The 17,514-nt window shown below is 62.6% G+C and carries 24 protein-coding genes and 4 tRNA genes; 5 read left to right on the top strand and 23 right to left on the bottom strand.

Features of this window, described 5'->3' with window-relative positions; genetic code table 11:
• Positions 1-5 precede the first annotated feature (5 nt).
• The 3 genes from FSY98_RS00175 to FSY98_RS00165 all read right to left on the bottom strand — a co-directional run bounded on the left by FSY98_RS00175 (position 6) and on the right by FSY98_RS00165 (position 2,047).
• Positions 6-1,211 (bottom strand): zinc-dependent alcohol dehydrogenase, encoded by a 1,206-nt coding sequence (locus FSY98_RS00175; RefSeq protein ID WP_396652307.1) that lies wholly within the window; start codon positions 1,209-1,211, stop codon positions 6-8.
• A 20-nt stretch (positions 1,212-1,231) separates the two neighbouring features.
• The gene (locus FSY98_RS00170) at positions 1,232-1,699 is read right to left on the bottom strand and encodes a hypothetical protein (protein ID WP_144872467.1); all 468 of its coding nucleotides are present in this window, start codon (positions 1,697-1,699) and stop codon (positions 1,232-1,234) included.
• Between the two features lie 275 nt (positions 1,700-1,974).
• Positions 1,975-2,047 (bottom strand) — tRNA-Val (locus tag FSY98_RS00165).
• A gap of 152 nt (positions 2,048-2,199) precedes the next feature.
• On the opposite strand from FSY98_RS00165, the gene FSY98_RS00160 reads away from it, so the two are divergent.
• The 4 genes from FSY98_RS00160 (at position 2,200) to FSY98_RS00145 (ending at position 3,530) form a co-directional block, all read left to right on the top strand.
• Positions 2,200-2,272: transfer RNA gene (locus tag FSY98_RS00160), tRNA-Gly, on the top strand.
• Between the two features lie 53 nt (positions 2,273-2,325).
• Positions 2,326-2,396 (top strand) — tRNA-Cys (locus FSY98_RS00155).
• A 24-nt stretch (positions 2,397-2,420) separates the two neighbouring features.
• Positions 2,421-2,492 (top strand) — tRNA-Val (locus FSY98_RS00150).
• 162 nt (positions 2,493-2,654) lie between these two features.
• Entirely contained in the window at positions 2,655-3,530 is an 876-nt protein-coding gene (locus FSY98_RS00145; protein WP_144872464.1) for a hypothetical protein, read from the top strand.
• Positions 3,531-3,613: 83 nt separating this feature from the next.
• Here FSY98_RS00145 and FSY98_RS00140 read toward each other — a convergent pair whose 3' ends face one another.
• The 9 genes from FSY98_RS00140 to FSY98_RS00095 all read right to left on the bottom strand — a co-directional run bounded on the left by FSY98_RS00140 (position 3,614) and on the right by FSY98_RS00095 (position 10,345).
• The gene (locus tag FSY98_RS00140) at positions 3,614-4,039 is read right to left on the bottom strand and encodes a DUF6941 family protein (protein WP_144872462.1); all 426 of its coding nucleotides are present in this window, start codon (positions 4,037-4,039) and stop codon (positions 3,614-3,616) included.
• Positions 4,036-4,389, bottom strand: coding sequence for a hypothetical protein (locus FSY98_RS00135; protein ID WP_144872459.1), 354 nt, complete (start codon positions 4,387-4,389; stop codon positions 4,036-4,038). Before FSY98_RS00135 ends, FSY98_RS00140 begins: the two co-directional genes overlap by 4 nt.
• Positions 4,386-4,778 carry a hypothetical protein gene (locus FSY98_RS00130; RefSeq protein WP_186307499.1) on the bottom strand — a complete coding sequence of 131 codons (393 nt, stop codon included), beginning with the start codon at positions 4,776-4,778 and terminating at the stop codon, positions 4,386-4,388. The genes FSY98_RS00135 and FSY98_RS00130 overlap by 4 nt, the downstream gene beginning before the upstream one ends.
• 452 nt (positions 4,779-5,230) lie before the next feature.
• Positions 5,231-5,407, bottom strand: coding sequence for a hypothetical protein (locus tag FSY98_RS16570; RefSeq protein ID WP_186307498.1), 177 nt, complete (start codon positions 5,405-5,407; stop codon positions 5,231-5,233).
• Positions 5,408-5,632: 225 nt separating this feature from the next.
• On the bottom strand, positions 5,633-6,727 hold the full coding sequence (locus tag FSY98_RS00120) for an acyl-CoA desaturase (protein WP_144872453.1): 1,095 nt from the start codon (positions 6,725-6,727) through the stop codon (positions 5,633-5,635).
• A 25-nt stretch (positions 6,728-6,752) separates the two neighbouring features.
• Positions 6,753-7,259, bottom strand: coding sequence for a hypothetical protein (locus FSY98_RS00115; protein WP_186307497.1), 507 nt, complete (start codon positions 7,257-7,259; stop codon positions 6,753-6,755).
• A 1,311-nt stretch (positions 7,260-8,570) separates the two neighbouring features.
• Complete coding sequence (locus FSY98_RS00105; protein ID WP_144872447.1) at positions 8,571-8,816, bottom strand: hypothetical protein; 246 nt, start codon at positions 8,814-8,816, stop codon at positions 8,571-8,573.
• Positions 8,817-8,866: 50 nt separating this feature from the next.
• Complete coding sequence (locus FSY98_RS00100; RefSeq protein WP_144872444.1) at positions 8,867-9,544, bottom strand: hypothetical protein; 678 nt, start codon at positions 9,542-9,544, stop codon at positions 8,867-8,869.
• Between the two features lie 138 nt (positions 9,545-9,682).
• The gene (locus FSY98_RS00095) at positions 9,683-10,345 is read right to left on the bottom strand and encodes a hypothetical protein (protein WP_144872441.1); all 663 of its coding nucleotides are present in this window, start codon (positions 10,343-10,345) and stop codon (positions 9,683-9,685) included.
• Between the two features lie 33 nt (positions 10,346-10,378).
• Here FSY98_RS00095 and FSY98_RS00090 point away from each other — a divergent pair, with 33 nt between their 5' ends.
• Positions 10,379-10,579 (top strand): hypothetical protein, encoded by a 201-nt coding sequence (locus tag FSY98_RS00090; protein ID WP_144872438.1) that lies wholly within the window; start codon positions 10,379-10,381, stop codon positions 10,577-10,579.
• Between the two features lie 403 nt (positions 10,580-10,982).
• On the opposite strand, the gene FSY98_RS00085 is transcribed toward FSY98_RS00090, so the two are convergent.
• The 11 genes from FSY98_RS00085 to FSY98_RS00040 form a co-directional block, all read right to left on the bottom strand.
• Positions 10,983-11,231: a hypothetical protein gene (locus tag FSY98_RS00085; RefSeq protein WP_144872436.1), complete on the bottom strand. Its 249-nt coding sequence runs from the start codon at positions 11,229-11,231 to the stop codon at positions 10,983-10,985.
• Between the two features lie 257 nt (positions 11,232-11,488).
• Positions 11,489-12,085, bottom strand: a complete 597-nt coding sequence (locus tag FSY98_RS00080; RefSeq protein WP_144872433.1) for a hypothetical protein — start codon at positions 12,083-12,085, stop codon at positions 11,489-11,491.
• Between the two features lie 194 nt (positions 12,086-12,279).
• On the bottom strand, positions 12,280-12,447 hold the full coding sequence (locus FSY98_RS16565) for a hypothetical protein (protein ID WP_186307495.1): 168 nt from the start codon (positions 12,445-12,447) through the stop codon (positions 12,280-12,282).
• Positions 12,447-12,677, bottom strand: coding sequence for a hypothetical protein (locus FSY98_RS00070; protein WP_144872427.1), 231 nt, complete (start codon positions 12,675-12,677; stop codon positions 12,447-12,449). Before FSY98_RS00070 ends, FSY98_RS16565 begins: the two co-directional genes overlap by 1 nt.
• Before the next feature lie 154 nt (positions 12,678-12,831).
• On the bottom strand, positions 12,832-13,878 hold the full coding sequence (locus tag FSY98_RS00065; RefSeq protein WP_186307494.1) for an AAA family ATPase: 1,047 nt from the start codon (positions 13,876-13,878) through the stop codon (positions 12,832-12,834).
• The gene (locus FSY98_RS16560) at positions 13,862-14,338 is read right to left on the bottom strand and encodes a hypothetical protein (RefSeq protein WP_186307493.1); all 477 of its coding nucleotides are present in this window, start codon (positions 14,336-14,338) and stop codon (positions 13,862-13,864) included. The genes FSY98_RS00065 and FSY98_RS16560 overlap by 17 nt, the downstream gene beginning before the upstream one ends.
• A complete protein-coding gene (locus tag FSY98_RS00060; protein WP_144872421.1) occupies positions 14,335-14,520 on the bottom strand; it encodes a helix-turn-helix domain-containing protein in 186 nt (61 codons plus the stop codon). The genes FSY98_RS16560 and FSY98_RS00060 overlap by 4 nt, the downstream gene beginning before the upstream one ends.
• 559 nt (positions 14,521-15,079) lie before the next feature.
• Complete coding sequence (locus FSY98_RS00055) at positions 15,080-15,508, bottom strand: ImmA/IrrE family metallo-endopeptidase (RefSeq protein WP_144872419.1); 429 nt, start codon at positions 15,506-15,508, stop codon at positions 15,080-15,082.
• Positions 15,501-15,854, bottom strand: coding sequence for a helix-turn-helix domain-containing protein (locus FSY98_RS17015; protein ID WP_144872416.1), 354 nt, complete (start codon positions 15,852-15,854; stop codon positions 15,501-15,503). The genes FSY98_RS00055 and FSY98_RS17015 overlap by 8 nt, the downstream gene beginning before the upstream one ends.
• A complete protein-coding gene (locus tag FSY98_RS00045) occupies positions 15,854-16,231 on the bottom strand; it encodes a hypothetical protein (RefSeq protein ID WP_144872413.1) in 378 nt (125 codons plus the stop codon). Before FSY98_RS00045 ends, FSY98_RS17015 begins: the two co-directional genes overlap by 1 nt.
• 88 nt (positions 16,232-16,319) lie before the next feature.
• Complete coding sequence (locus FSY98_RS00040) at positions 16,320-17,483, bottom strand: site-specific integrase (RefSeq protein WP_144872409.1); 1,164 nt, start codon at positions 17,481-17,483, stop codon at positions 16,320-16,322.
• Positions 17,484-17,514 lie beyond the last annotated feature (31 nt).

Here is a 17,514-nt window from a genome sequence, read left to right as displayed (position 1 = left end):
CGAGTTCAAGGGCGGTCGTGCAGTGCGGCATCACCCGCTTCCGCAGCGGGTGCGGTCTCGGAGGCACCAGGGCGGAGGACTGCGCGGACGCACCCGTCCGTCTTGTTCTTGAACATGTCGTAGCCGTTCGGGGCCTCCGTCAAGGGCATGACGTGCGTGGCGAGGTGCTCGGTGGTGAGCTCGTCCTTGGCCATGCGCTCCAGCAGCATCGGGATGTAGCGGTGGCCGTGCTGCTGAGCCGATCGGAGCGTGAGCCCCTTGTTCATGAAGGGGCCGAGGGGGAACTTGTCCACGACACCTCCGAAGACGCCGAGCACGAACACGCTCCCGCCTTTGCGTGCCGCGAAGATCGCCTCGCGCACGGCGGTCGGTCGATCGGTCTGCAGTCGCAGCTGTTGCTTGATCTGGTCGTACGCGAAGTCGACGCGGTCGCTGTGAGCCTCCATCCCGACGGCCTCGATGCACACGTCCGGTCCGCGACCACCCGTGAGCTCACGCAGCTCGGCCGCCACCTCGCTGGTCTCGTAGTTCATCGTCTCGGCGCCGATGATCTGTTCGACCTGCGTGAGGCGCTCCTGGTAACGGTCGATCACGATCACCCGCTCGGCCCCGAGCAGCAGAGATGCGCGGGCGGCCATCTGGCCGACCCCTCCCGCTCCCCAGACCGCGACGGTGTCCCCAGGGCTCACCCCTCCGAGATCGGCCCCCATCCAGCCCGTCGGAGCCGCGTCGGACGCGAACAGGGCTCGTTCGTCGCTGACGCCGTCCGGTACAGGGAAAGCGCCCTGATCGGCGTAGGGCACCCGGATGAACTCCGCGTGGCTGCCCGCCCAACCGCCGAGGGCGTGGGAGTACCCGTAGCAGCCTCCGGGCGCCTGGCCCCACAGCATCTCGGGGATCCCGGCGTTCGGGTTGCCGTTGTCGCACAGGGAGTACAGCTCGTGACGGCAGTACCAGCACTTCCCACAGCTGATGAAGGAGCAGACCACGACCCTGTCGCCGACCTTGTGCTTCTTCACCGCGGAGCCGGTCTCGACCACCTCGCCGATGAACTCATGGCCGAGCACATCGCCGGCGCGCATCGTCGGCACGTATCCGCCCAGGAGGTGCAGGTCAGAGCCGCACGAGGTCGTGAGGATCACCCGGACGATGACGTCCTGGTCGTTGAGGATGCTCGGGTCGTCGACGCTCTCGACTTCGAGTTTATTCACGCCGGTCCAACAGAGAGCTTTCACAGCACACCTCGGCCCTTGGCATCGGCTTCTGCCCGGTCGACCGCGGCGCCGAAGAGCGAGACGGACCGGTGGCCGTGCGGTCGAGGAGTCGCGCGCAGGATCTCGCCCGTCTCGATCAGCTGCTTCGCGTCGCGCAGGGCCGCTCGGAGCGCCTGGTCCGGACTCTCGTCGCCGAAGACGTCCGCCGTCTGCAGATCCGGCCGCACCCTGGCGTGCAACTCGACCCCCTTGTCCGCCGGCGCGGGGTCCACTCGTACGTCGAGGACGTGCGCGATCCGTCGCAGAGGCTCGGGGTAGTCCCCGCGGCGCAGGGCGTCGGCGTCGCCCATGACGGTCACGGCTTTCCATCCCTCCGGATGGCGACCGTCGCCATCCGACTCCTTCCGCTCGCGCACGAGCTTTCGCGCGACGAGCCCTGCGGCGACGCCTGCTGCGGCCACGGAGACCGCTGTCTTCACACCCATTTCTGCTCCCTGAGGTCACGGGTGGAACCGTCAGGATCCACCCTCGGTCGGACCCGGCAATCGTGAAATCCGGCCCGGCGATCGACTGAGGGCCTTCACAGATCGGGAATGCGGGAGGACAATGCGAGCGCGCGCGACGAGCCGGCGCAGGGCGCCGAGGAGAGGCCGCCCCAGGGAGGCCGCCGCACGCGGGCGAGGCATCGTAGTGATCGCGTCGACGGCCGGAGGACAGCGAAGAAGCCCCGACAGCCGGACGGCTGCGGGGCTTCGATCTGTGGGCGATACCGGACTCGAACCGATGACCTCTTCCGTGTGAAGGAAGCGCGCTACCAACTGCGCCAATCGCCCATACCCGTGGGGTACGTCAACCGATACTACCCGACGCTCACCGTGCGCGATGACCGCCCCGGGGGACACGCGCGAGAATCGGCACCGGTTTTGACACGGGCCCATCATCGGCTAATGTTTCATAAGTGCCCGGGACGAAAACCGGGGACAACGCGGATGTAGCGCAGTTGGTAGCGCACAACCTTGCCAAGGTTGGGGTCGCGAGTTCGAGTCTCGTCATCCGCTCGAGTGCAGGGGCCTTCTTCGGAGGGCCTTACGCACGTGGGGTCAATCCACACGGTGGCGTGGCCGAGCGGCTAGGCACCGGCCTGCAAAGCCGTTTACACGGGTTCGAATCCCGTCGCCACCTCTCAGAACTGAATAGCCCACACGGGCGCGATTGGCGCAGCGGTAGCGCGCTTCCCTGACACGGAAGAGGTCACTGGTTCGATCCCAGTATCGCGCACACTGAAACCCCCGGTTTTCCGGGGGTTTTTTCGTGCCTCCAGACCGTTGGGCAACATCTGGGCAATACGATCTGGCAATAGTGCGGCCCGAAAAAATCTTGGTTACAACTGGATCTCGACAGCGGGATCGACAGGGAAGCCCGCTCATCTGAGGGGTAACCATGAAGAAGGATCAGGCGCCAACCGTGGCGCACGGGCCGGCATCGGAGACGGCTGAGTTCGTGTTCGTAACGCCGGAGCTCGCAGTGTCTTGGCTCGCGCTGAACATCGATAACAACCGCAACGTTCGCAAGAGCCGCATCAACGGCTACGTCCGAGACATCCAGTCAGACCGATGGGTAATCACAGGTGAGGCGATCAAGTTCGACACCGAGGGTCGGCTGATCGACGGACAGAACCGTTGCCAAGCGATCGTTGCAGCGGGCAAGGGCGCTTGGGTGCTGGTCGTTCGAGGGGTGAGCGAAGAGGCGTTGGTCGTTCTCGACTCAGGAGCCGCACGCAGCACGGGGGACATGCTCATCATCACCGGGCTGTCTGAGCGAGCTGATGCGAAGGATGTCGGCGCGATCGCCCGCCTGCAAACCGCCTACCAAGCGGGCGACGTCAAGCACGCCGCATCGCACATTGGGGGAAGTTACGGTCTCACGAAATCTGAGCTCGCAGAAGCGGTCCTCACCATCCCCTACATCGAGTTCGCAGCACGCCATGCTCGCGGCATGTACCGATACCTCCGTCTTCCCGTGAGCGCCCTCGGCGTCGCCTTCCTCGAGTTCTCGAAGCTCAGCGCCGATGACACTGCGGAGTTCTTCAACCGGATCCGAGACGGCATCCAGAACGGCCCTGGCGATCCGTTCCTGACTCTGTCGCGGCGCGTGACCAGCGACCTGCAGTCGGGTGCCGCACGTCGCATTCTGCCCGGGCAGGCGCTCTTCTACCTCTTCCGCACGTGGAACGCCTTCCGCGAGCACGAAGCGCTCGTGAAGCTGCAGATCGGCTCTACTCAGGCAGGATTCACGCCGATTCCGGTGCCGAAATGACCGGGGTCCAGGGTTGGCAGCGCGTGAGTACGCTGAGCATCGACTACAGAGCAGCAATACTTCGTTGGCCGTCGAAGCTGGAGCTACTCCGGTTTCGGTGATGAATTGACTGCCGAGAAAGGCACTGCCGAAATCAGCTCTCCATCGACCTTGATCTCAATTCGATAACGCCCAGGCTCGGGGATTCCCATGCCTGAGAGCGGAAACACCACAGAGACGGACTGAGCTTCGTACGGCGGTTGCTCGTCACTCAGATCGCCAATCAGGAACCCAGACTCAAGAGCAAAAAGCTGCTCGTCAGTCGCCTCCGAGACTGCTTCAATCACGACAGGGTGGGTGAGATCGTTCGCGTGATCTGGACGCACATACAGCGAAAGGGCGAGATCAGCCCCAAGCGGCGCAGGGAAGTTCGGGCGCCCGAGAATCGTGACTCCGCCGCTCAGAATATTGATGAGGTTCTCTCGGACATTAGCCGAGTCGCAGAGAAGGGCGGCCGCGAGCGTGATCACCTGGGTGTCACCGCTGCGGCACGGTAAGCGTGAGTCGTGGTCTCGGCGATCGCGGCCGCACGAGCGTTGGCAGTCTTCGCGAAAGCTCGGTTCTTTCCATGCTCGAAGCTGACCCGATCGAGAACCCCGTCGTCATCACGCATCGAAGCGCGGTTGACCAGGAGGAAGGCAAACCCGGATCGCGGATCAATTCGATCAACCATCGCCGAGGCAGCTACCTCGTCTTCGCTTTCGAACGCGGTGACCATCTGTCCGGCCTCCACCGCGCCGTCAAAATCGGAGAGCCGGACTCGGGTCGTCCCATCGCGGCGGATCGAGTTGAGATCAATCTCTACCCTGACTCGCTTCATGCTGCCACACCCTTCGTCCACGCCGGGTTCTTCCTTCGGCAATTGTCTAGCAACGAGGCTAGTAGGTCTACCCTAGGGGGTTCTGAGAACGGATCCTCGCCGACGAGGTGGTGGAGTGGCTCTCTCTCGTTAGCGTCCTCTACAACTTCAAGGCCGATCTCACGGAGTTTGTTCCCTGTGGTGGCGGCGATCGTCTTGCCATTGAGGCTCGAGGTGTTCACGATCCGTTCGACGGCGTCGTCGAACGATTCTCCCTCCTCGCACCATCCAGCGATGACCGAGACGCCGTAGCGGGCTGGCTCGTGGCCGAACTCAAGGTCGTCTTCGTATGTGGCTTCGGCGTTCTTCAGAAGTCCCGCGGGAGAGATCGGCGTGAAGCGCACGACCACCTCGGACCCGTCGCAAACGCTCACCCCAGTGCCATCGCGTCGATCATGATCACACCCTAGCGGTGACAGTCGCCCGGGTGAACGCATCGCGATACATAGAACATAGATTCGAAGCTTACTATCCTCTAATCAGGCCGGAGGAAGGGATGCCGGCATGGGAACGAGCAAGCGGTTGGCGCCGTACTACGACATGCAGGCACAACACCGCGAGATCATGGCCGCAGCTCGGAAGGGTGCGCTGCAGTCACTCACGGATCGCGAGCTCGCCCTACGTGACCAGCCGGTCACAATCTACCCTCACGGTTCACAGAGGCGCGTACGAGCGTGGGTTCGGTTCGGCGCCGAGGCGGTGAGGGTGGACGCGAAGATCGTGCGCTCCACCGCTCTCGCGGCCGGTATCGAGTTCCGCACTGAGGGGCAGACGTTCCGTTGCTGGGTGTGGGGTAATGCGGTCACTGGGGACTAGAGCCGCTGCGTCGTCGGGCGCGATTGCGAATCATCCCGAAGATGATCGTGCCGACGAACAGGATGATGCCGATCACTGCGAGCCAAAGAAGTCCCTTGATGGCGAATCCGACGACGGAGAGAACGGCCCATACTACGAGCAGAATGATTAGTACGGTCCACATACGGTTGACCGTACACGCAGCCAGGCTTGGCCGCTGCCCGTTGACAAGGCCTACGTGGCGTGCAGTGCACCTTCGTGACACTGCGGGCAGGTTCGTTCAGGCGGCTTGCTCCGAGAAACATTTCGATCTGAGGCACACAGAGGCGCGAGGTTGGCGAGCGAAGTCGTCACCGTTGAAATGCGACTTTGGTGACGCCCCTGATCCGGCACTGCGGAGTACGTACTGTCACCCTCCGATGGCGGTGCGCGCCTCAACGAGTGGGCAGGTGAACACGTCGCGTTCTCCGAGCCCGACTCGATTGATGTACCGGACCACAATTTGGTAGGACGTGAGCAGCCCGACCTGTGTGTATGGCACTCCGTTGTCGCGACAGTACGCAGCGACGATGGGTGCCGCGCGGCGCAGGTGCGGGCGGGGCATCGAGGGGAAGAGGTGGTGTTCGATCTGGTAGTTCAGCCCGCCCATGACGACGTCGAGGGCACGGCTCCCGTGAACGTTGCGGCTCATCATCACTTGACGGCGGAGGAAGTCCAGTTTCAGGTCGCGCGGCACAAGGGGCATGCCCTTGTGATTCGGCGCGAAGGAGATGCCCATGTAGAACCCGAAGAACCCCAGCTGGACAGCAAGGAACACGAACGCAATCCCTGGGGAGAGCACCAGAAACACCAGCAGTAAGTACCCTCCGATCCGGACGGTCAGGAAGAGGATCTCCGCCCATCGTCGCGGAAGCTTGCCGGGCGAGAGAACGCGCCGCACGCTCGACGCATGCAACGACAACCCCTCGAGTAGCAGGATCGGGAAGAAGAATAGGCCCTGATGCCCACGTAACCATCGCAGTACGGGATTGCGGTGCTTCGCCACTGTTCCCGGTGTGACGGCGATCACGGGCAGGTCGATATCCGGGTCCGCGTCAAGTTTGTTCGGGTTGGCATGGTGTCGGGTGTGTTTATGCTGCCACCACCCATAGCTCATCCCGACGAGCAGATCACCGAGGATGATGCTCACCCAGTCGTTCCACTTTCCCGAAGAGAAGATCTGCCGATGAGCTGCGTCATGCCCCAGGAACGCGATCTGCGTGAACACAATCGCCAGTACCGCAGCGGTGAACAATTGCCACCACGATTCACCGATCCAGACGAAAACTGCGAGGCACGCTGCGACGACCACCGGCGCTGCGATCAGCTTCGTCCAGTAATACCCGTACCGACGCCGTAGGAGGCCTCGATCTCTGACCTGCTGCGCCAGATCGGTGAACGGGCTCGTGCCCCGCGGCCCGGCTGTGGATGGGTCGCGGGGGGATGTAATGCGGATGGCAGTCATGATGACCTCCGGGCGGATGTGTCCGCTAGCTGCGGGCGCCGCCGCCCTCGCTGATCCATTCATCTGCAGGCGCCGAGGCATCTCCTTCGACGTTCGGATTGATGGAGGAGAAGCTCACCGACTCCGCCAACGCGGCAACAGACGCAGCGCGTGCCTGCTCCCGCTCGGATGCATCGTTGAACCTCGCGGCCGCGACCTCGCGCTCGGCGCGAATCGTTGCAGTCATTTCCGAGAGGTGTTCGGCGATGATCTGTGCGAGGCCGTCGCGGAGCTCTTCCAGATTTGTGTTGTGGATTTCGAGACGTCGATCCGAGACGTGCAGCTCGACGGTCGGGTACCCTTTCGTCGACAGATAATCGCGGGTGGCGCCATCGTGGATTGCGGTAACTTCGTCGCGGTCTGCTTGGCGGGTGAACACCGCCTCGATGGTGTATCGGTCGGGAGCGTCGTCTGTCATCAAGGTCGCTGGTAGCGAACCGATGAGGACGGAGCCGAGACCGAGCGGGGAATCGTTCTTCAGTTGTGTACTCATTTCCTGACGGTACGCCCCCAAGATGTGTGCGCTCACAGCCCGGCCGTCGCCCGGCGCATCGCCCGCGCCTCGACAAGAGAGGGGATCTCACGAAGCGGACGACGCCGCCATTGGAATGTGAGAACCCCTCTGTCGGAGCTACCCGGTCGGGACCCCAGTCCGCATCCCGGGATCAACTCTGCGTCCGACGGTACGTTCATCGAACCCGCTGGCACACCCCATGGCGTGATGCGAGTGTGAGGCGTAGCCTTCATTGCTGACCGGGAGAGATGCCGTGTCGCAGTGTTGTCCCGCGAAGGATCAGGCGCCGGCTAGAGGGTCTACGTCGCGCATGGGGTAGCGGGCGGCGAGTAACCCTGTGATTGTGGAGATGTCCCCACACAGCGATCCTTCGGGTTGCGCCTTTTGGCACAGGTTCTCGGTGGAGCAACCGGATAGAGGACGTCTGCTATGGGCAGGTTCGTTTATGAAGGCTCGCAGAGGGTTGAGATCGAGGACCGAGCGCTCCTACACCTGCAGCTCGTCGTGACTGCCAAGCTGCGTCGCGGCGAGCCGTTTGTGTTCTCGTGGTCCGAGAATGTGAGCACGGGTGGGGGCAGGGTCACCGTATGGATCCACCCGGGTGCATCCATGATGTTCAAGTTCTACGGGAGTCGACATCCGTCCCTGAATAGAGCTTGGGCGGACGCTCTCGCATTTGCCGCGAATGCCCCGTCCGGCCTCTACCTGACGCCCGAGCCAGTGGAGGGGTCCACTTTGGCAAGCGACCTCGTTAGCGCTGCCGAGTGATCTTGGCAATGCCCATTGTTGGGCGAAACTGACTGCGTACCGTCCACAGGATGAACGGGCACACAGAAGATCAAACTGAGGTGACCGTCGATGGGATCGCTTACGTCCTCGCGTCTGGCGCGGCCCCGCAGGATGTCAAGGATCTGATCGCTTTGGCCGCAGCGACCGCAGGATCGTTCGTGGACCTCCCGCTGGAGGGCGGGCGGCACGCGAGCGTCCTCATCGGCCCTCGCAGTCGGGTCACGGTCATGACGCAGACTGTCGATGCGGACAGCCCTGTTTCCGCAGTGATACCTATCGACTCTGGAACCTGGGACTTTCTTTAGCTCTCGGCCTCGCGTGCATACACCGCAGTAGGTCACTCCCACGACTCACTGCCACGGCCAGCGCTAGCCCAGAGATGACGAAAAGCCCCGCCCGGTGTATCCACACCGAGGCGGGGCTCAAGCGCCGAACAAAGAACAAGCGAGTTCGGAGCAGGGATCGGAACTAGACGAAGTAGCTCCGATCCCTGCTCAAGTATCACTCTTCTGCTGAGTCGGCGCCCACCCCATCGTGCTCAAGCAGGTCGACGAGGTTGCCCATCGCGAAAGCGATGTTGTGAACCTCGCCGGCCAGCGTGCCGACCATGTAATGCAGTTGCTCAGGCGAGAACCCAGACCCTCCAGCCGATGGGCTCACGGCGTTGATGAGAGGCATCACCTCAAGTACCTGGCTCTGGCTATTGGAAATGATCTTGCGGATCTCGTCATACTTCTCGTTGAACACCGGCGTCCTCCTCGTCGTGGCTTCATGAAATCACGGGTCTCCCGCCCGAGCTATGCCGTGCGATAGAGCTTGCCACTGGCGGGGTCGACGAGTACCGCTTTCGCCCCCGATGGTGCACCAGTCGGCAGTGAGTCGAGGATAATCGTCGGCGCTGCGATACGTGCTTGGGCCGTCGTCACCGAGACCGTGGCTCCGGTGGCCCTCAGCCACGCCGTCAACGTGTTCGCGGAGATATCGGCCGAGCCGCCGGGCAGCAAGCCGATGCTCGACGTACCGCCCGTTAGCCCCACGGCGACCCTTGCCCCGTTCGATAGCGCGAGCTCGCCGTTCTGCAGCGTCGCCGCCGTTGGTGCTGTGCCCACGGTGATCTTGTCCGGCTCCACGATCACGTTCCCCGCAGTGATTCTGCCGCCGCTCTCGACCCGAAGATCAGCGAGCATCTTGGTGACACCACGCAGAAGGGTCTCCGCATCGACGGTGAGTGTCCCCGATTGACCAGTGATAGCGACGGGGCCACGGAGGTTGGTTGCTCCCTCCTGGTCGATTGACCCTGACCACTCGAACACCCCATCTCCGTCGATAGTGCCCGTAATCCGAAGCACGCCATCGACGATCCGCAAACCGGTCACCCGAACCGCAGGCCCGCCTCCCGCCACTGATTGCGCAAGGATGCCGTTTGGCGACGCGACGCGAAGGCCACCTTGCGTAATCGACGAGTTTTGCAACATCGTTGAAGCCTTCTGGCGACGCACATCCGCCGCCTGTCTACGATCCGCCTCATACGGATCACTTAGATCTCTCATGTGTTCCTCAGTCCGTTGTCGATTGCGGGGACCTCTCCCCGCGGCTTTTCCACGCCCGCTAGCTCAGGCGCCGCGGTAGGCCTGTCCGGTGGCGGGGTCGACGAGAACAGCCTTTGCCGTCGAAGGTGCTCCCGTGGGAAGCCCCACGAAGCGGACGCCCGCACTGTTCACCTCAACCCACCGTGCACCAGGCCCGTTGATCTTGGCCTTGTCACCGTCGAGCTCGATGAACGCGCCCGTTCCGCTGTACAGCGACAACTGAGCGCCCGACGCGTACACCTCGGGACCGCCAGCGAACTTGACAGACCCACCATTGAGGGACGGATCGATCGTCATCGACCCAGCGATGATCCTGCCCGTCGCGCCGTCGATGACGATCGTTGTTGTGCCAGCGCCGACGTAGATCTTGCCGTCCTCGATACGAACGTTCCCCGCGGCAAACACCCCAGTCAGGCTGAAGTTCCCAGTCAGCTCTACGTCCCCCGCGATCTCACCATCACCGGAGTCAAACTTCCACGGCCCAGACCACTGGAAGTTGCCCTCGCCGTCGACGGTGCCGATCACCTGCAGCGTCCCGCCGTCATCAATCAACAGCAGCCCTCCAGCGACCCGTAGACGGCCGCGTGTGATCGATGAGTTCTGCAGCGGTGTCGCAGTCTCCAGGATCCGAATGCGATCCTTCAGTGCGCGAATCTCCGCGAACGGATCAGACAGATCTCTTGCCATTCTCTCTCCTCGATTGTTGTTTAAAATATGGGTATGTCCTTCGCAGCACACATCACCGTGGATGGCACCACATACGAGATTCACTCCGAAGATGAGTGGGACAGCGTCTCGTCACAGATCGACAACTTCGTTCGAACCGGCCGTCAGCTGGTTCGGATCAACTACCCGACTGGCGTCCAGCACGTCCTGCTGACCGATCACTCCAGGTTGCTGATCTGGATCGAGAACGGGTAACGCTAAGGTCGGCTGACCTAATTCGAATACAGCGCTCTCAGCAAGGTTTGATTGCGGGCAGTGTCATAGCGGGCCGCGTACGTGTCTGTGTAGACAGACGCGCGCGCCCTGTTCTTTCCTTGCCAGGTCGACGCCTCGTACCCCTCGCCGGCTCGGGCAGCGATCTCCGACGCGAGTTGGTCGATGTAGTTCTGCACCCCCGGCTCAAGGCGCAGCTCACGAAACCCTGCCAGGCGCCACTTAATCCGCACCCGCGCTCGCGTGCTACCTGGGCTCGGCTTGAACCCCTTCACAACCGCCCTACGTGCGTCCGCAAGCAGCTTCGAGGTCGACGGCGGCTTTGGCAGTCGCGGCGGTTTCGTCACGCTACGCACCTTGGACTTCACCCCCCGGAGCGGGTCTCTCATTCCTCGACCCCCTCAACCTCGTCAGCCTCAAGATCGACGGTCATCAGCATCATCCGAATCAGCATTCGCAGGTACTCCGGATTCGTCTCATCGAGCACAGCGAAGATCTCTCGACCGCGATCCCGTGCCGTCGCCTCGTCGCTGCCGGCGTCGGCTATCCGTCGCTCACCCTCGAGGGTGAACAGCTCCTCTGCCACCGCTTCGACTTGGTCGAAGTAGCCAGTCATCCATGTCTTGTCGTTCATCTGAACTCCTTTCGTCGTGCGCTCTCGGTCATCCCAGACCCCCTGGGGGCACCCCCTCCCTCCCCGCCCTGCGGCCTTCCCCGTGGCATAGGGCCTTTTCACACACGGAACTTTTTCTGATCGCCCCCTCGCAGCACCCATGGTTCGTGTGGAAAAAAATGCGGGGGAGAGATCGGCCCTATACCTGCGGGAGGGCCTCAGAAAGGGGAGGGAGGGGGAGGTGGCCGCAGGCCCGTCAGCTTGCTCGTGGCCAGTCGTCAGCGGTATCGGACGTTCGGGTTCACGGCTGCGTTTGCGGTGGGCTGCAGTCGCGCTTCGGGCAGTTGGTAAGCCATGGCACGTTCGATGCTGACTTCGTCGCTATTGCTCCATCGGTGCACCGCGGTGAGGTCGCGAATCGTGCCGGACATGTCGGGACGCGCCGCCGTGTAGGTGTCAATCGCCGCGGTCCAGCCGTTGGCCATCGACTTGTGCAGGATCGCCTTGGCGAGTTCGACGTCGTCGACGTCGAGCGCCTGTGTAATCGCGTTGCGGGCGCCAACTTCAGACTCGAGGCGGCCAGCTCGGTCGTGTGCGTCCCGGAAGGCGACCACATCCCCTTCCGACGCGTTGCCCGTGATCTGCCGCTGCAGGCCCTGCCTGGTCTGTTCGAGCGCTTTGCTTTCCTCGGCGTCGAGGTTGGCGAGCTTGGTCCGCAGCTCGGGTTCGATCTTGTCGAGGAGTTCTCGTTTGCCGGCGATGGTCAAGGAGGGGTTCGCGTTGAGGGCGGCGATCTCGGTGCTGAAGTCGCGTCGGATCGCTGCTGCTTCGTCGCGCAGGGTGTTGATCTTGGTGTTGAGGTTGTCGAGTGTCATTGGTTTGCCTTTCTTAGTTGGGATCGCGGCCGTAGAGAGCTGCGACTTCCGGTGGAAGATTTCGTCGTGGTCGGTGAGCGGTCTCTTTCATGTCGCGGACGACACGCTCGAGCAGGCTGTCGAGTCGTTCCCCCTGCCAATGGGAGTGATCGGGGCAGTTGCGGATGCCGGCGAGCGCCCTCTGCGTGATCGGGTCAGTCATCCTGTGGAGTCCTCTCGTTCGTGATGTCGGGTGGAGGGACGTCGTACCCCTGCTCTCGCAACTGCACGTAGTAGGAGTTCAAGGCCGCGCAGAAGGCGTCGGGGTTGTCCCACGCGTCGGCCATCGAGGCGAGATTCAGCGGCGGGGGAGCGGGTTTCATTAGCTGCTCGTTTCGTCGGCTGCGAGAGACAATGAGCTGAGCACCATGTGAAGAGTGCGGGCGAGCACTTCGGCGCGCTTTGAGTCGGTCATCCCGGCGCCATAGACCTTCTTCATGATGATGCTCTCGGTCATGTCGTCGCGGAGTTGTCCGTACTCCTTGGCGCGTGCGGTCGAGATCAGCTCGATCGACAGGTCGAAGACGAGTCGAGTGGTATCGGTGTCATTCATGGTGTGTGTTCCTTTTGCTTGAGCCAGGGGCATGTGTCGTCATGGACGATCTGAAGAATCGATATGCCCGGGCTGATCGCTACGATTCGTCGGATTGCGTGGCAGTCGGCGCATGCTGGTGAGCGAATCCAGCTGTAGGAGTGCGGATCCGCATTCATCGCCCCGACCTCTCCGTGATTGAGGTGTGAGAATCGTGAGTTGTGTGAGAATCGGCATCTCCGAAACTCACAGTTGTCACAGTTCTCACAGGGCCGTAGATACCTCGTGCTCGCTTCTCGATCCGGCCGGCCTCGACTGCTCGCCGTAGGTACTCGTCCACGTTCGAGACGTCTGGGGCCAGCGTCCTGACATCTTTCGCCTTGACGCCTTCTTCATAGCGAGAGACGATCGCGATGATCTCTCCCATCCGGTCACCCACGCCTGCACTTGCGCGTGCTGTCTGCGCAGCCTCGGCTGCCTCCTTCAGACTCCCGCCAGCGAGCACCCACGACCCAACGCGCTCAAGAGAGATCCGGTACTCACCCTCCGCGGCATCCCGAGATGTCACGCGGAGCGTTGCATCCTTCGAGAGGCGCTCTCTAGAGAGGACGACGATCGTGTCCGCAGAGCCTGCCAGACCCTGCGTTCCCGAGACAGCGTCGAGGAAGTCGACGCTCTCTGCTTTGCGCGTGTGGTGGACAACGACGATCGCAGCACCCGGGGCGCTGTCAGCGATCGCCTTGAGCATCCCGCCGACCCGATAATCACGTTCGTACGACGACTCCCCACTCACGGCGGGGGGCATGGCCTTCCCGAGCGTGTCGAGGATGACCACAGGTTCGTGCTCGCTCCACTGATCGACGAATGACTGCAGCGTGTCGAAGATGTCGCTCCGACCGAGATTGGTCACAAAGGTGAGCGTGTCTTCGATGCGTTCAGGCGCGAGCGCTTTCATGCGTGACTGCAGACGACGGGGGCCGTCCTCTAGTGCCGCGTACAGGACGGGACGGGGCTTACCCGTGGGGATGACGCCGAGAGCAGGTGTGCCGGCGGAAACAGCAAGACCCAGTCCGAGCACCAGCCAGGATTTGCCGAACTTGGGTGGTGCGACGAGAAGACAGAATCCCTCGGGGATCACGCCGTCGACGACATACCGGACGGGTGGGAAGTATTGCTCCATCAGCCATGCGGCCGTGAATGAGGTGTCATGCAGCGTGTTCATGCGAGCTCTCTTCAGTTGTGGTCGGGCGAATCGGGTGTCGGACGTTCTCGAGGCTCGCGAGGTAGACCCGCCACGCTTCGTCGAGGACGTCATCAACGTCTGGTTGGTTCGCGAGGTCTGCAGCATCGTTGAGACGAGACAGCAGATAGGCCTTCCTGTCCTCTTCACCGAACGCGCGCAGCCACAGTCGATCGGCGTCGAGTTTGGCTGCGCGCACTTCCTCGCTCATCTCGAGACGACCGTGGGAGACCCCCAGGTTGTAGAGCGAGAACAGGGAGGGAGGGAGTGCAGCGAGGGAGAGTTGATCAGCTGTGAGGAGCGTGATCCAACCATCGATAACCGCGGAAGCAGCGGAGCTGATACGTCGCGGCGTAAAGCGGTCGACGCTAAGATGAGGAGAGATCAGCCCGCCAGCCAGATCTTCGGGAGCGTCCTTCTGAGGGGCGCTTTCGTGCTTCATGCCGCGTTCCAGTTCATAGAGCGGCCGAAGCTCTCGAGTTGCTTCATGTCGACGCGCACGAGGCGAGGTCCGAACTTCTTGGCTCGGATGCTCCCGTCAGTGATGCGACGTCGAATGGTTTTCGAACTGACACCGAGGTATCGTGCGGCGTCCTCCATCGTGCCCCAGTCGGATTCGTTCATCGGAGTCGCTCCTTAACGACGAAAGGCGTGACTGAAGTCACGCCTAGATGGCAGAGTCCTCCCCAAGACGGGGAAGCTCCTCTTTTGGAAGCGCCCCGTCTTGGGGCGTGGGTGATGTGTTTAGTTATGGGAGCCTGGTGGGTCCAGGAGAGGACAACCAGGGGCAAATAGAAGAGCCCCGACCTGGTACGGTCAGGGCTGACGGCTAACGTAAAAAAGCCCCAGGATCTACCTAGGGCTTCGTAGGCGGGGGATAGCTACCCCGCATTTGGATGCTACCAGAACACGTTGCAGGTTTTGCAAGTATTCTCTGGTGATACAGGAAAGGTGACGCTCCCGATTTGGGGCAGACGTCACCTAGGCAAGTGACAGCCTATCAGTCTTCGTCTCAGATTTCTCAAGCTCTCCTCCCCAGGTCGAACGGATGCCCCCGACCGGCAGGGGTGGGGGCATCCGAGGTTCAGTGGTCAAGCGCGAACGCGATAGGCCTTCTGTCGGCATCGAGTGGAACAGTACCGCGCGTCGGACCGGCTCGAAATGATAGGTTCACCGCGCTGGATCACAGGCCGGAGCTGTCGGCGAAAGGGGTGTAGCCCGCCCTCAGAATCCGGGAAGTCACGCCTAGCTCGCTTCGTATGGCGCGAAGGTTTGAGCCGTTACGGCGAACCGCCACATCAAGTACTGCTGGGGGTACAAGGTGCGAGCATGCGAATCGATCGGCCTCCCACTCGTTGCGGTCTGAATCCTCGACGTGCCCCAACGACGCATGACCGATCTCGTGAGCTAGCACGATCATCTGAGCCCAGGGCCTCAGATGATCGCCGAGCAGGATCTCTCTGTATTCGGGGAACCAGTATCCGTTCGCACTGCGCAGGCGCCGCACCGCAACCGGGATGCCCAGAGTTGCTGCGTGGCGCCACGGATCGTATCGACTGTCGTCTGTGCGGGACATCTCCACTGCGCTTGGTGCAGAAATGCGCTTAGTCATCCCTCCTTCCTTCCTCTGCCCATCCCCGCTGCGTACGGGCGACCATGGCGGCGAAGCGACCTGCCTGGGACTGGCTCCAGGCGTACCGTGGCCAACGCTTCGAGAGAGTCTTGTTCGAGCAGCCGATGCTCCGAGCGGCCTCGCTTATCGACGCCCCGTCTTCGAGCAACCGCTGCGCGCGCTCCAACTGTGCGCGTGGGATCGGAATTGTCGGCGGGCGGTGGCTCTGCCCGGTCGCATGCCGCCAGCGGACCACCGTGCGGCTCGAGACCCCGCAAAGCTGAGCGATCTCGCGGGCCGATAACCCCGACCGCTCAAAGGCGGCGAAACGCTCGTGCACAGCCATCAGATGTCTCGACTTGCGAGTTCGTGAGTGACGGCGTGCGCCCGCTTGAGGGTTGGGGTCAACTCCCGGACGAATGCCTCGTAGAGGCTCGAGGCTGTGGCGAAGATGTCGCTGAGGTTCCTGAAAGAATCCGTGCCCTCGTCCGGCTCGCGCCAGATCTCGTCGACATCTAGAGAGCACTCGATGCGGGGGACTCCCTTCACCACCTCAAGCAGAAAGCCCTGGCTCACGTCGCCGGCCTTCAGAGTGATGCGCTTCTCATGCGAGTGGGGCGCGAACTGCACGATCTCCGGGTCGGTGTGATCGAGCTGGCACCATGCGTAAACGGTGCAGGACCGCGGTGCGTCAGCAATTACGGATACAGTTGAACTGGTCATTTCGACTCCCAAGTTGTGTGACCTCGCCCTCATCGAGTTGCCGCTCGATGGGGGCTTTTTTGGCCTCCGCGTTCGCAGAGGCACGTTCCTAAGCGAGTTCGCTCATGCGCCTCGCGAGTTCTTCGTCGCGCCCAGCGGTGTGCTGATAGCGCATCGCTGCTGCGACCGTGGAGTGCCCAAGCCGCGTCTGCAGCTCCTTGAGGGTCGCTCCGGCGAGAGCGGCTCTAGTGGCGCCATAGTGGCGCAGAGCGTGCCAGGGCATATCTCCCCGGCCCGCGGCGTGCCGCGCGGGGTTCCAGTGCTTGTAAAACGCCGACTGGGCCAGGTGGCCGCTTCCGCCCGCGGAGGGGAAGAGGAGGCTGTCAGCGGAGCGGCCAACGTTCTCGTTGAGGTGCTTCTCAACAAGCCCGTTCACATGAGGCGGGAGGACGACGGATCGAACTCCAGCCTCCGACTTCGTGGGACCGACGATGAATCCGGTTCTGGGAACATGGACCACAGCGCGAGAAACATTCACCACGATTGAGCGCGTGCCATCCCCGGCGTCGACCAACTCGAGATCTCGCCTGCGCAGCTCCGTGAGCTCGCCGTACCGGAGGCCCGCCCAAGCTGCGAGTGTGACCGCCGCCTGGAAGCGCGGAGCGATCGAGTCGATCATCGCCTGCAACTCGGCAGCGGTAGGAGGCTCGACCTTCTTACCCGTGCTTGCCGACGCGCCGCCGCGGATCTGGCAGGGGTTGACCTTGATCCGCCCGTCAAGGGTTGCTGTCGACAGGATGGACTTCAGGAGCTCGTATGCACGCGCGGCCTGTGTCTTCGTGCCGGCCTCGATCATTGATGAATACCAGGCGCGCACTTGATCTGGTGTAATCGCGGTCACGCGCGCATCGGCAAACGGCAGAAGCGGCCCAGCGATCAGGCGCCGGTACTCCGCAATGGTCCGGGGTCGCAGGTGGTCGCCTTGACGATTCGTGCGAGTGGATACCCAGTCGTCGGCATAGTCGGCAAACGTCAGCCCGCGGCCCTTGCTCGCCTGTTCCGCTCGAGCCGTGTCGAACTCCGACCATGTGCCGTCGAGGATGCGGGCCTGCTGCACTGCGAGCCAACCGCGGGCGTCGGTGATGCCGTCGAACGTCTGCGGTGCGTTGTGCCGCTCGCCATCGGGGCCGACGTAGGAAGCCTGGTAGCGGCCTGAGGAGCGCTGGCGGATCGCGCCGAAGGACTCGCGTCGCTTCCTCTTCTTAGTCACCATCTGGGAGCCTCCTGGGCAATAACGGGCAATA

The sequence above is a fragment of the Microbacterium sp. 1.5R genome (assembly GCF_007667425.1).
In the GTDB taxonomy this organism is placed as follows: Bacteria; Actinomycetota; Actinomycetes; order Actinomycetales; family Microbacteriaceae; genus Microbacterium.
This window is presented reverse-complemented; position numbering and strand designations above follow the sequence as displayed.